This is a genomic window from Micromonospora sp. A3M-1-15 (assembly GCF_024213425.1).
Taxonomy (GTDB): domain Bacteria; phylum Actinomycetota; class Actinomycetes; order Mycobacteriales; family Micromonosporaceae; genus Micromonospora; species Micromonospora chersina.
In genome coordinates, this window is sequence record NZ_JANAVK010000001.1 from 741,379 (window position 1) to 753,682 (window position 12,304).

The following is a 12,304-nucleotide window of genomic DNA, read 5'->3' on the forward strand; positions in this document are numbered from 1 at the left end:
CTGGCGCCGTCAGGCTGACCCCCCGCCGTTCCACCCTGATCGCGGTGGCCGGTCGTCCCTCCCGGACGGTCCGGCCACCGCGATCGGCGTTTCCGCCCGGACCGGTCACGACGGGCCACCGGGTCGTCACCGGCCGGACACCCTGCGCTCACCGCCGGGACACCGCCCGGCCGGCCCGGTCACGACCCGGTTCCGGTTTCGTCACGTCGGCAGCGGCCGGACGATGCCGTGTCGGTGTCGCTCGCTACGATCACGCGTCCGGATTTCTTACAGGAGCTGACACCATGTCCCAGCCGCCGTCCAGTCCCTACCCCGGTTCCTACCCCCCGCCCCAGCAGCAGCCCGGCGGCTACCAGCCGCCGCAGCAGCCCTCCCACGGCGGCGGCTACCCGCCGGCTCCCCAGCAGCAGCCGCAGTACGGCGGCGGCTACCCGCAGAGCAGCCAGCCCGGCCAGCAGTACGGCGGCGGCTACCCGGAGAGCAACCAGCCCGGCCAGCAGTACGGCGGCGGCTACCCGGAAAGCGGCCAGCAGTACGGCCAGCAGCCCGGCCAGCAGTACGGCGGCGGCTACGTCGAGACCGGCCAGCCCGGCTACGGCGCGCCGGCCCCGCTGCCGCCGAAGAAGAAGTCGAGCGCCGGCAAGATCGTGCTGATCGTGCTGGCCGTCGTGCTGGTGCTCTGCGTGGGCGGTGGCGCCATCGCCTTCTTCGCCACCAAGGACAAGGTCGGTGAGGTGGTCACGGCCACCAAGACCCGCCTGGTCGAGCCCCCCACGCTGGCCGGCCGGCCGAAGGTCTCCGAGCCGCAGCTCCAGCAGGCCGCCACGCAGATGAAGTCGGAGATCGCCAAGGACGTCCCGAACGCCACCAGCACGGTCGGCGCCTTCTACGGCGAGCCGGAGAAGAAGGACCTGGTCATGATCGCCGGCGCGTCCGGTGTCATCGCCGACCCCAAGAAGGAGATGGCGGACGCCATCACGGCGATCACCCCCGAGCTGGGCGCCAAGGAGTTCAAGACGGTCAACGCCGGCCCGCTGGGCGGCGACGCCAAGTGCGGCGACGGCAAGACCGAGGACATCCCGGTGGCCGTCTGCATCTGGGCCGACAAGGGCAGCCTGGGCATGGTGGTGGTCTACTTCAAGTCCGCGGCCGAGATCCAGTCGCAGTTCGTCACGATGCGCGGCGAGATCGAGAAGCAGGGCTGAGCCCCCGCAGACCCGGAGGACCGGGCCCCCGCCCTGCGGCGGGGGCCCGGTCCCGTTTCACCGGTCAGGCCGACGCGGCCCGCTCGGCCGGGCTGCGGCAGACGCAGAACTCGTTGCCCTCGGGGTCGGCGAGCACCACCCAGCCGGTGCCGTCCGGCCGGCGGCGGTCGGCGACCAGGCTGGCTCCGAGGTCGCGCAGCCGCGCCACCTCGTCGTCCCGGGTCCCCTCGGCCGCGTGCACGTCGAGGTGGAACGCGCCCTTGCCGTGCCGCTCCCCCACCGAGACGAAGAGCAGGTCGGGGCCGTGGCCGTCGGGCGCGGCGAGGACGGCCTCCGGGTCGCCCGGGTGGTCGTCGTCGTTCAGCTTCCGGTCGAGCACCCGGGCCCACCAGCTGGCCAGGGCGTACGGGTCGTCGGTCTCGACGGTGACGCAGTGGATCTGTGCACTCACGGTGCTTCCTCCTGGATCGGAGTGCGCCCCGCGGGAGTGAAGAAGGTCAGCGGGGGTCGCGGGGCGCGGATCGGTTGACGGTGAACATCGACCACACCCCCTTCCACACGTCGGGCTGACGGAGACGATCATGCCACCACCCCGAGGGCGGGGACAAGCCGGCCCGGCCCCGCGAGGCGGGACCGGGCCGGCAGGAAACCCGGGTCACGGGCCGACGAAGACCGCCTTCGCCCGCCAGTCGACGCCGTCGACCGCCGGACCGCTGCGCACGGTGAACGCCGCGACGGGCGCACCGCCCGCCCAGTCCGTGGCGGACAGCTCGCCGGTGCTGCGGTTGACCTTGTAGAGGGTGCTGCCGGCCAGGAAGACCGACCCGGCGTCGGCGAAGCCGCTCGCCCCGGCGACGGTGAACTTCTCCGCGCCCACCACGCCGCTGTCCGGGGTGAACCAGCGCCAGAACAGGCCGCCCTGCCCGGCGAGCGTGTAGTAGAGCCGGCCGCCGCTGTAGAACATGCCGGTGACGTTGGGGATCTCGGGATAGAAGTTGTTCGTCACTCCCGCGTACGTCTGGCCGGCCGGGCCCGAGTCCGTCTCCACCGCGTCCCAGTAGGCGTCGTGGTAGGGGTCGACCGCCGACGCGGGGCCGAAGGTGGACCCGTCGAAGGTGCGCCGCCACAGCGACCCGTTCATCCCGTAGAAGAGCGTGCCGCCGACCCAGAACGCGCCCCGCGCGGTGGACCAGGCGGTGCCGTCCGGGACCGCCACCGGGCTGGCCGCGCCGACCGTGGCGACCCCGTCGTACGACCGGACCTGCACCTCGTCGCCGGTGCCGGCCGGCGGGGCGCCGGTCTTGACGATCTCGATGCCGTCGACAAGCGGGTTCTCCACGACGTGCCGGAAGTCCAGGTCGATGGAGCCGTCGCTGACCACGGTGAACGACCGCATGGTGCCGACGTTGTGCCCGACGCTGGCGGAGAGGTCGAGGTCATCCAGGACGGTCGTCCCCTCCAGCGCCACGTCGAAGACCCGGGAGCCGGCGGCGGCCGTGCCGTCGTACCGGTTGGCCAGGTAGAGCCGGACCTGCACCTCGGTGCCCGCGGGCACCGGGAACTGCCAGCTCATCTCCGGGTCGCCGGCGGGGTCCCAGCGCTCGTCGCTGTAGAGCGCGGCCGGCGTGCCGGCCGGCACGGTGGCGTCCACGGAGCCCACCGCCGCGAAGCCGGCCGTGCTGCTGCCGGCGTTGTGGTACGGGCTGGGGTTGCCGCCGTCGTCGGCCGCCCAGTCCGGTCCGCTGTCCGTCGAGGCAACCAGCGGGCCGCCGGCGTTGACCCGGTGCAGCACGTTCGTGGGCGCCGGGACACCGGCCTGGTAGACGTTCCCCGGGAGGGTGGCCGTGGTGGTCGGGTGCGGCGCCGCGCCGCCGGTCAGCGGGAAGAACGCGATCCGCTCCCGCCGGTACTGGAAGTTGCCGATCCACGAGGTGTCCGAGCCGACCCAGAGGCCGGCCGGGGTGACAAGCATCTCGGAGGCGCCGATGCCGCGCGGGTGCCGGCCCGGGTTCCAGGACAGCGGCAGGCCGGTGCGCGGGTCGAGGGCCGCGATGCTGGCCCGGCCGACCGCGCCGGCCTGGGCGGAGTCGCCGCCGAAGCTGTTGTTCAGCCAGCGGAAGTGGCCGCCCACGTAGACCGCCTGCTCGCTGATGCCGACGGAGAGGTAGGTGTCGCCGCCGGTGTAGTCGACCCAGGTCGGCTGGAGGTCCGTGCCGGTGGCGCCGGCCTCCCAGCGGGCGGCGGCGTCGCAGAGCGTGCCGCCGTTCGGCGCGCCGGTGGTCACCACCACGAAGTAGCTGCCGTCCGGGGCGAAGGCGAGGTCCCGCATGTACGAGTCGAACGCCCACCAGGCGCAGCGCGGCGTGTACCGGTTGGTGTTCCAGTCGGCCACGGTGGCCGCGGTGGCGCCCAGGTCCAGCTTGACGATCTGGTCGTGCAGCACCCCGTCGGCCTTCTTGAAGTTGCCGATCACGACGAGCTTCGTGCCGTCCGGGGACACGGCCAGCTTCTCGGCCCCGACGCCGGCGTTCGCGCCGCTGACCCCGTCGTAGTTGTGGTGCTCGGTGAGCGCGGTGGTGAGGTAGCTGTCCACCGCCCCGGTGCTCGCGTTCAGCGAGGCGAGGCCGCCGCGCGGGTTGGTGTTCCCGGCCGTGGTGAAGATGCCGCCGACCAGCAGCCGGCCGCCGACCAGGGCGACGTCGTTGACCAGCCCGTTGAACGCCGGGCCGGCGAAGCTGGTGACCACCGCGCCGGTGGCGACGTTGAGCAGGGCCACCTTGCGCCGGGTGACCCCGTTGACGGTGTTGAACTTGCCGGCCACGAAGACCGTCCCGGCGGTGGGTCCGGCGACCACCGCGTACACCTCGTTGTCGACGGTCGGCGCGAAGGCGGTGTCCACCGTGCCGGTGGCCTTGTCGAAGGCGAGCAGGTAGTTGCGGGTGATGTCGACATCGGACCCGCGGTTCTGCACCCGGGTGAACGAGCCGGCCACGATGATCTTCGTGCCGGCGTCGTGGATCGCGTCGACCGTGCCGTCCATGATGTCCGGCGAGGCGGTGGAGGGTGCCACCTTGACCAGCGTGCTGTGGTCGGGCGCGGCGCCGGCGGGACCGGCCGGGGCCAGCCCGGCGGCGGTGAGCGCGACGGTGGCGAGGGCCACGAGGACACGGCGCCCGAGGGCCGAGGGGTTTGTCACTGGCAGCTCCGGAGGATGGTGCGGACAGGCGTGTCGCAGCACTCACCCTGGGGCACCCGTCACGCGCCGTCCAGCGGAGCGCACGCTTTCTGCCCGACCACCGCGCCGCTCCCGCCCGACCACCCGGGACGGGCGGACGGGACAGCCGGGCCGGCCGCACGAACAGGTGGCCCCCCATGGTGGTTCGGCGGCGCGGCGCGTACCGTCGGGCGGCCGCGCGGACGCCGATCGGCCCCTCAGGTGGCCGTGGGGGCGTCAGCCGACGGCAGGGTGACGGTCACCTCCAGGCCGCCGCCCGGCTGGGCGACCGCCTTCACGGTGCCGCCGTGCGCGTCGCACACCGCGCGCACGATGGACAGTCCGAGGCCGGAGCCGCGGGCGCCGGTGCGTTCCTGCCCGCCGCGCCGGAACGGCTCGAACAACCCCGGCACGTCGGCGGGGGCGACCTCGAAGCCGGTGTTGCCGACCACCAGCCAGGACCGCTGCCCGTCGGCGCCGGTCCGCACCCAGAGCCGGCCGTGCAGGTGGTTGTAGCGGACCGCGTTCTCCACGAGGTTGCCGGCGAGCCGGTCGAGCAGGCCCGGATCGCCGACCACCGGGGCGGGCCGCAGCGAGGTGTGCACCTTCAGGCCGATCCGCTCGACCTCGCGGGCCATCGCGGAGAGCGCGTTGGCGGTGCCCACGGCCAGGTCGAACTCGGTGCGGCGAGCCAGCCGGCCGCCCGTCTGCGCCTCGCTGCGGGCCAGCACCAGCAGCGCGTCGACCAGCCCGTTGGCGCGCTCCGACGCCTCCCGGACCACGCTGGCCATCCGGCGGTACTCGGCGAGGTCCGCATCGTCGTCGCTGAGCGTCACGTCGATCTCGGTGCGCATCACCGCGAGCGGGGTCCGCAGCTCGTGCGAGGCGTTGGCCACGAACCGCTTCTGCGCCTCGAACGCGGCGCTGATCCGGTCCAGCATGGCGTCGAAGGTCTCGGCCAGCTCGGCCACCTCGTCGTTCGCGCCGGACCAGCCGATCCGCTCGTCCAGGGTGGTCTCGCCGAGCCGGCGGGCGGTGGCGGTGACCTGGTGCAGCGGGCGCAGCGCCCGGCCGGCCACCGCGTACGCGCCGGCGACCCCGACCATGCCGATGCCCACCAGCGCCACCAGGGCCTTGACCAGCAGCTCCCGCTCGTCGGCCGGGCGCAGCGCGTCCCGGACCAGCAGCCAGGCCAGCAGCACGAGGATCGCTCCGGCCCCGACCAGCAGCACCCCGTTGAGCAGGGTGAGCCGCAGCCGCAGGGTGGGCCGCAACCGGGTACGCCCGGTCATGCGGGAACCTCGCCGATCCGGTAGCCCGCGCCGACCACCGTCTCGATGAGCGGCGGGTCCCCGAGCTTCTTGCGCAGCGTCATCACGGTGACCCGGACGATGGTGGTGAACGGGTCGGTGTTCGCGTCCCAGACCCGCTCCAGCAGTTCCTCGCTGGAGACCACCGCGCCGCGCGCCTTGATCAGCTCGGCCAGCACACCGAACTCCTTGTTGGTGAGGTCGACCGGCTCGCCCCGGCGGCTGACGACCCGGCGGGCCGGGTCGAGCACCAGGTCGGCCACCTCCAGCACCGGCGGGGCGGCCGGGGTGGCCCGCCGGCCCAGCGCCTGCACCCGGGCGACCAGTTCGTCGAAGGCGAACGGCTTGGGCAGGTAGTCATCGGCGCCGAGCTGCAACCCCTCCACCCGGTCGGCGACCGTGCCGCTGGCGGTCAGCATCAGCACCCGGGTGAGCGCCCCGGAGGCGACCAGGTCGGCGCAGATCCGGTCGCCGTGCACGCCGGGCAGGTCCCGGTCCAGGATCACCACGTCGTAGCGGGTGACGAAGGCGGCCTCGTGCCCGGCGTCGCCGTCGTAGGCGACGTCGACGGCCATCCCGCGTTTGCGCAGCCCGCGCGCGATCGCGTCGGCGAGGTTCCGCTCGTCCTCGACCACCAGTACCCGCATCCCCGGCCTCCCGCCTCGTGACCTCCCACAAACTAGTGCGGGCCGCCAAGCCTCCCGCGCCCGCCGTCGTTGCAAAAAATCTTCAGGTACGCGATGCTCGCCGGCAGCGAGCGACAACCGCCCGGCCACCGGCCCGGGTCCGAGCCGACGGGAGCCCGCATGACCGCTGTCGACCCCGGCCGGGACGTGACGTACCACCGCTTCCGCTTCCCGGCGGACCTGCACCTGGGCAGCGCCGACGGGGTGGCCGCCGGCCGGGACGGGCTGGTGCCCGCCGCGCCGGCCGACCGGGTGGAGCACACCGACCCGCACTCCGGCGACACGGCCGGGTACGACGCCGCGACCTGGACCTCCCCCGTAGTGCCGGTCGGCTTCGCCGCCGCCGAACTGGTCCCCTCGTGGACCGCCGACGCCCCGCCCGGCTGCTGGCTGCGGGTGGAGTTGCGCGGCTGGGCCGGGGACACCGCCACCACCGGCTGGTACGAGCTGGGCCGGTGGGCCGCCGACGACACCGTCATCCACCGCTCCTCGGTGCCCGGCCAGGCGGACGGCGCGGCCCGGGTCGCGGCCGACACGCTGCTCGTGACGGGCGCGACGGTCACCGGCTGGCAGGTCCGGGTCACCCTGCTGCGCCGCCCCGACGCCCCGGCCGGCCCGGTGCTGCGCACGCTCGGCGTGGTCGCCTCGGCCGGCGACACCCCCGGCACGCCGGCCACCCGGACGGGCGCGCCCGGCGGTCCGGTCACCCCACCGGCCCCGCGTTCCGGAGCGACCGGCGACGCCCGGGGCCGGGTGCTGGACGTGCCCCGCTACGCGCAGCGGCTGCACGCCGGCGGGGAGACCCGCTGGGGCGGCGGCGGGGACTCCTGGTGCAGCCCCACCTGCGTCTCGATGGTGCTCGACTTCTGGGGCGCCGGCCCCACCCCGGACCGGTACGCCTGGGTCGCCCCGCCCGGTCCCCGGCCCGTGGTGGTGCACGCCGCCCGGCACTGCTACGACCACGCGTACGCGGGGGCCGGGAACTGGCCGTTCAACACCGCGTACGCGGGGCTGCACGGGGTGGACGCCTTCGTCACCCGGCTGCGTTCGCTGGCCGAGGCGGAGCGGTTCGTGGCCGCCGGCATCCCGCTGATCGTCTCGGCGGCCTTCACCCGGGGGCAGGTGCCCGGGCTGGACTACGACACCCGGGGGCACCTCATCGTGCTGGTCGGCTTCACGGCCGACGGCGACCCGGTGCTCAACGACCCGTACGCCCCGGACGACGAGGGGGTCCGCCGGACCGTGCCCCGGTCGGCGTTCGAGGCGGCCTGGCAGGGCGGCAGCGGCGGGATCGTCTACGTGGTGCGGCCGGAGTCGGTGCCGCTGCCCCCGGCGCCCGCGCAGGCCAACTGGTGACCCCGCCGCGGGCCACCGGGTAGGTCAGGGGCCGACCGGCCAGACCATCAGCCCGCCGGACGGGCGCAGGCAGACAAGCGCCGTGCCCGAGTCGGCGCAGTCGTCCCAGGAGCCGGGCAGCACGGCCCGGATCCGGGCCTCCCCGGCCGCCACGTCCAGCGTGCCGACAAGCGTACGGTCGCCGGGCAGGCGGCGCAGGCCGAGCAGGCGGCTCGGGTCGCTCTCGAAGCCCGTGGTGCGCCAGCGACCCAGCCGGGCCAGGGACCGGCCGGTCGCCGGGTCGAGCACGACCAGCTCCAACTCCAGCCCGACGCCGGGCTCGGCGCCCAGCAGCCGGTCGCCGACCGGCGCCATGCCGACCCAGTGGTCGTCCACCCAGGTCGGATCGCCGGTGGCCGGGTCGAGGGCGCGCACCCCGCCGGTCTGGTCGCGGATGCAGAGCATCCCGGCGCACTCGACGAACCAGGTCCCCGCCCGCGACTCCACCGGCACGGTCCAGCGCCGGTCCAGCCGGTCCAGCCCGTACGCGGTGGCCGTGCCCGGCGCGCCGTCGACCAGCAGCAGGTCGCCCACCACCTGGGCGAACCGGTAGGACACCCCGTCCACGGCGGGCGGCACCCGGCCGGCGTGCACCAGCGCGCCGGACTCCGCGTCGTGCACCGCCACCCGGCCGTCCGCGGTGATCAGCACGATCTGGGTGACCCCCCGCTTCCCCGTCCGGTACGCCACCCCGTTCGCGGGGAGCGGCAGCGACCAGCGCACCGCGCCCGTGACCGGGTCGGCGGCAAGCACGGTGCCCGTGCCGGCGGCGCGCGGCGTCTCGAACAGCACCCCGCCGGACCCGGTCGACACCGGGTAGCCCGTCTGCCGCCAGCGCACCGCGCCGGTGGCCGGGTCGAGCAGGGTCGAGACGGTGTCGCCGGCGCCGGCCGGGCTGCTCGTCACCAGCAGCCCACCGGCGAGGGTGCTCACGTGGAGCACGTGGTCGCCGGCCGGCAGGGTGAACCGCCACAGCGGCTCCCCGCCGGGCAGCCGGTGCCCGGTCACCACGCGGCCGCCCCGGCCGATCAGGCCCGGCCCGTCGGCCACCACGAGCCGGCTCCCCACGACCAGGAAGGCGGCACCCTGGGGAGCGGGCACCCGGACTCCCGCCGGCTGCCGGGCCGGCGGGGCCGCGCCGGCCAGGGTCAGCAGCGCGAGGCAGCCGGCCGCCACCACCCGGGCCAGCCGGCCCGGGGGTCGGACCGGCGCGGGAGCCGGGCCGTCGGCGTCCTCGTCGTGCCGCATCTCCCCCAGCTCGATGACCGGACTCACGGCAGCCGCCACAGCCCGAACCCGCCGTTGGTGTGGCGGCAGACGACCAGCTTCGCGCCCACCCGGCAGTCGCCGACGGCGCCGACCAGCACCTCGCGCACCTCGGGGCGGCCGGCGGCCGGGTCCAGCTCCACGAGCACCAGCCGGCTGTTTCGGATCCGACGGACGCCGAACAGCCGGCCGTCGTACTCGTCCTGCTGCACCACCTCCCAGACGCCGAGGTCGGCCACCAGCCGGCCGGTGGCCTCCTCGATGACCGCCAGGCCGGTTCCGGCCCCGGTGTCCGGGGCGATGCCTGCCGCGACCAGGAGCCGGCCGCCGGCGGCCGACAGACTCCCCGCCCACCGGTCGTCGGTCCACCGCACCGCGCCGGTGGCCGGGTCGAGCGCCCACATCCCGCCGGTCTGTTTGCTCGCGCAGAGCAGGCTGCCGCACCGCTCCGCGTAGCCGACCAGCGGGAGCGCGGCCGTCCAGCGCCGCTGGAGGGTGTCCAGGTCGTAGCCGGTGACGGTGCTGCCCGCGTCCCCGATCACCAGCAGCATCCCGGCGGCGAGCAGGGTGCGCTGCCGGGTGGGCAGGTCGCCGGGGCGCAGGTCGCGGGCGACCAGCCGGGCGCCGCTGACCGCGTCGTAGACGGCGGTCTGACCGGCCGCCGGCAGGTAGACCAGCCGATCCACGCCGGACGGGCCGAAGCTGAGTTCGACGTCGTCCGGCGTGCCGGGCGCCGACCACAGGGTCCGGCCGTCGCTCACCGCCACCCGGCGGATCGGCTGCCGGCCCGTCACCTCGGGCACCTGCATGAGCAGGGCCTCGCCGGCCGGGAAGCCCACCCCCGGCTGGGTCCAGTTCACCCGGCCGGTGCGGGCGTCGAAGCCGACCGTCTCGTACACGGAGTCTGCGGCGGTCCGCCCGACGAGCAGGACGGTGCCGTCCTGCTCCCACACCGCGGTGGTCGCGCCCGCTCCCGGCAGCAGGGTCCGCCACAGTGTCCTGGGTGGACCCGAGCCGGCCCGGTACGCGACGAGCTGCCGGCTCACCCCGCCCTGCGGGGCGGCCGGCTCGACCACGTACACCCGGTCGCCGGAGACGAACGCGGCGGCCGCGGGGCCGCCGGCCAGGGTGCGCCCGGCGGGCCGTGCCGGCGGCGACGCGGCGGCGAGCGTGACCAACGCCACCAGCAGCACCACGATGCTCCGGAACGGACGGCCGGCGGCCCGCGGACGGCGGCGCCGCGGGTCCGGCGGGGCGTCGTCGCGCAGCTCACCCAGATCGATGACGGTCACGGCCACCCCCTCCCCACGCCGCGCCCCGGCGGTCTCGGCCGAAACCGGTACGAGACGTGCCGCCTGTACGATGGCGCGTCGTGGCCGTGCCGGTGGTGGACCCCTCGCTGAACTCCTCGCCCGTCGAGGCCGAGCCCGTCGTGGCGGACCCGCCGCGCCGGATCCGACGCCGGCCGGCCCGCGCCGACGTGCTGGCCATCGGAGCCTATGCGGTGCTCGGCGTTCTCGTCTGCCTCAACTATTGGGGCGACGTGCAACACCGGGTCTCCTCGCACCTGCCGACCGACCACAGCTGGTTCGAGTGGCTCTTCGCGCACGGCGCGTACTCGGTGCGGCACCTGGAGAACCCGCTGTTCACCGCCCGGCAGAACGCGCCGGACGGGGTGAACATGATGGCGAACACCTCGCTGCTCGGGGTCACCCTGCCGCTGGCGCCGCTCACCCTGCTGCTCGGCCCGCAGGTGATGTACGCGCTCTACCTCGGCGCGGCGCTCTCGGCGACCGCGGCCACCTCCTACTGGGTGCTGTCCCGGCACCTGGTCCGCTCGCGCGGGGCGGCCTTCGTCGGCGGCGCGTTCCTCGGCTTCGCGCCGGGCGTCGTGCACCACGCCAACGGGCAGCCGAACTTCGTCTCCAACTTCCTGCTCCCGCTGATCGTGGCGCGGGTGCTGCGGCTCGGCGAACCGGGCCGGTGGCGGCGCAACGGGATCGTGCTGGGCCTGCTCGTGGCGTACCAGATCTTCATCAACGAGGAGATGCTGCTGCTGACCGCGCTGGCCTGCCTGGTCGTCGTGGTGGCGTGGGTGGTGCAGCGGCCGCGCGCGGCGCGCGAGCGGGCCGGCACGTTCCTCGCCGCCGTCGGCGTGGGCGGCGGGGTGGCCCTGCTGCTGGCCGCGTACCCGATCTGGTTCCAGTTCAACGGCCCGCAGTCCTACCGGGGCCTGCAGGGCGGGGTCTTCCACAACTGGGGCGAGGACCTGATGGCCTTCGTCACCTTCGCCCGGGACACCGTGGCCGGCGACGAGGCGGTGGAGAAGACCATCGGGCTGACCGAACAGAACACCTGGTTCGGCTGGCCGCTGGTGCTTGTCGCGCTGGTCGCCCTGGTGCTGCTGGTACGCCGCTCGCTGCCGGCCCGGATCGTGGCCGTGCTCGTGGTGGTCTTCTCGGTCGCCGCGATCGGCCCGAAGGTGCGCTTCGACGGGGTGGAGACCGCCGTCGACGGCCCCTGGGCGTACGTGCCGGACGACCTGCCGCTGGTCGAGATGATGATGCCGACCCGGCTGAGCCTGGTGGTGGCCGCCGCCGTCGGCGTGCTGCTCGCACTGGCCTGGGACGCCCTGTCGGGGCGCGGTCGCCCGCCGGTGCCCGCCCAGCGCACCGGGTCGGCCCCCACCGGGTCGCGTCGGCGCTGGCTGCGCCCCGTCGGGTACGCCGCCGTCGTGGCCGCCCTGCTCCCGCTGTTCCCCCGCCCGCTGCCGGCGCAGCAGATCGACCCGCCGCCGCACTTCATCACGGCCGGCGGCTGGCGGCCGTACGTGCCGGACGGCCGGACCCTCGTGCCGGTGCCGATCCCCAGCAACGTGCACGGCCTGCCCACGCTGCGCTGGAGCGCGCTGACCCGGCAGGAGTTCCCCATCCCGGGCGGCTACTTCATCGGGCCGAACGAGGCGGGCGAGGGGGTCTTCGGCGCGCCGAACCGGCCGACCAGCACGCTGATCTACTCCACCATGGACGCGAACCGGGTCCCGCCGCTCACCGACGAGAACCGCCGCCAGGCCGTCGACGACCTGCGCTTCTGGAAGGCGTCGGTGGTGGTGCTCGGCGCGAACCCCCGCGAGGCGGTCCTCCGCGAGCTGATGACCCAACTGCTCGGCGAGCCGCAGCGCGTCGACGACGTCTGGCTCTGGGACGTCCGCGACCGCGTCTGACCCCG

General features: G+C 75.0%; 9 protein-coding genes. 3 read left to right on the forward strand and 6 right to left on the reverse strand.

What is annotated here, in order from left to right; genetic code table 11:
- The first annotated feature begins 284 nt into the window (after window positions 1-284).
- The gene (locus NLX85_RS03335; protein ID WP_254331545.1) at window positions 285-1,205 is read left to right on the forward strand and encodes a hypothetical protein; all 921 of its coding nucleotides are present in this window, start codon (window positions 285-287) and stop codon (window positions 1,203-1,205) included.
- Between the two features lie 64 nt (window positions 1,206-1,269).
- Here the strand turns inward: NLX85_RS03335 and NLX85_RS03340 are convergent, their stop codons facing one another.
- From NLX85_RS03340 to NLX85_RS03355, 4 genes are all read right to left on the reverse strand, one after another.
- Window positions 1,270-1,656, reverse strand: a complete 387-nt coding sequence (locus NLX85_RS03340; protein WP_254331547.1) for a VOC family protein — start codon at window positions 1,654-1,656, stop codon at window positions 1,270-1,272.
- Between the two features lie 204 nt (window positions 1,657-1,860).
- Window positions 1,861-4,401, reverse strand: a complete 2,541-nt coding sequence (locus NLX85_RS03345; protein WP_254331549.1) for a malectin domain-containing carbohydrate-binding protein — start codon at window positions 4,399-4,401, stop codon at window positions 1,861-1,863.
- Between the two features lie 236 nt (window positions 4,402-4,637).
- A complete protein-coding gene (locus NLX85_RS03350; RefSeq protein WP_254331551.1) occupies window positions 4,638-5,711 on the reverse strand; it encodes a cell wall metabolism sensor histidine kinase WalK in 1,074 nt (357 codons plus the stop codon).
- Complete coding sequence (locus tag NLX85_RS03355; RefSeq protein ID WP_107078369.1) at window positions 5,708-6,376, reverse strand: response regulator transcription factor; 669 nt, start codon at window positions 6,374-6,376, stop codon at window positions 5,708-5,710. The genes NLX85_RS03350 and NLX85_RS03355 overlap by 4 nt, the downstream gene beginning before the upstream one ends.
- A 159-nt stretch (window positions 6,377-6,535) precedes the next feature.
- On the opposite strand from NLX85_RS03355, the gene NLX85_RS03360 reads away from it, so the two are divergent.
- The gene (locus NLX85_RS03360) at window positions 6,536-7,771 is read left to right on the forward strand and encodes a peptidase C39 family protein (protein ID WP_254331553.1); all 1,236 of its coding nucleotides are present in this window, start codon (window positions 6,536-6,538) and stop codon (window positions 7,769-7,771) included.
- A gap of 24 nt (window positions 7,772-7,795) precedes the next feature.
- Here NLX85_RS03360 and NLX85_RS03365 read toward each other — a convergent pair whose 3' ends face one another.
- Together NLX85_RS03365 and NLX85_RS03370 are read right to left on the reverse strand one after the other, a co-directional pair.
- Window positions 7,796-9,085, reverse strand: coding sequence for a PQQ-binding-like beta-propeller repeat protein (locus tag NLX85_RS03365; RefSeq protein ID WP_254331554.1), 1,290 nt, complete (start codon window positions 9,083-9,085; stop codon window positions 7,796-7,798).
- Window positions 9,082-10,368 (reverse strand): PQQ-like beta-propeller repeat protein, encoded by a 1,287-nt coding sequence (locus tag NLX85_RS03370; protein ID WP_254331555.1) that lies wholly within the window; start codon window positions 10,366-10,368, stop codon window positions 9,082-9,084. The genes NLX85_RS03365 and NLX85_RS03370 overlap by 4 nt, the downstream gene beginning before the upstream one ends.
- A gap of 95 nt (window positions 10,369-10,463) precedes the next feature.
- Between NLX85_RS03370 and NLX85_RS03375 the strand changes: the two genes are divergently transcribed.
- Complete coding sequence (locus NLX85_RS03375) at window positions 10,464-12,299, forward strand: hypothetical protein (RefSeq protein WP_374628064.1); 1,836 nt, start codon at window positions 10,464-10,466, stop codon at window positions 12,297-12,299.
- Window positions 12,300-12,304 lie beyond the last annotated feature (5 nt).

Bases quoted from the DNA above. Each gene is read 5' to 3' on its own strand.
- NLX85_RS03335 (WP_254331545.1), top strand. From the start codon at position 285: ATGTCCCAGCCGCCGTCCAGTCCCTACCCCGGTTCCTACCCCCCGCCC.
- NLX85_RS03350 (WP_254331551.1), bottom strand. From the start codon at position 5,711: ATGACCGGGCGTACCCGGTTGCGGCCCACCCTGCGGCTGCGGCTCACC.
- NLX85_RS03355 (WP_107078369.1), bottom strand. From the start codon at position 6,376: ATGCGGGTACTGGTGGTCGAGGACGAGCGGAACCTCGCCGACGCGATC.
- NLX85_RS03360 (WP_254331553.1), top strand. From the start codon at position 6,536: ATGACCGCTGTCGACCCCGGCCGGGACGTGACGTACCACCGCTTCCGC.